This is a genomic window from Lachnoanaerobaculum sanguinis, assembly GCF_033242365.1.
Classification (GTDB): Bacteria; Bacillota; Clostridia; order Lachnospirales; family Lachnospiraceae; genus Lachnoanaerobaculum; species Lachnoanaerobaculum sanguinis.
The window spans coordinates 1-272 of record NZ_BTHK01000090.1; the positions used below are offsets into that span (position 1 = coordinate 1).

The 272-nt window shown below is 47.8% G+C and carries 1 rRNA gene; it reads left to right on the forward strand.

From position 1 onward, the window contains the following. Positions 1-272: ribosomal RNA gene (locus tag SBH76_RS13650) — 23S ribosomal RNA — on the forward strand; the annotation flags it as partial.

The following is a 272-nucleotide window of genomic DNA, read 5'->3' on the forward strand; positions in this document are numbered from 1 at the left end:
AAGGAATGGTGGAGTAATAAGAAGAGAGAATGCCGGAATGAGTAGCGAGAAAGAGGTGAGAATCCTCTTGGCCGAATATCTAAGGTTTCCTGAGTAAAGCTGATCTACTCAGGGTAAGTCGGGGCCTAAGGCAAGGTCGAAAGACGTAGTCGATGGATAACAGGTACAGATTCCTGTACTACATATAATCAGAACTGTGGGGACACGGAGACTGAAACCGAACCCGGGAGGACAAAAACCGGGGCAAGCGAAGTACCTGTATGGGAGGAAAA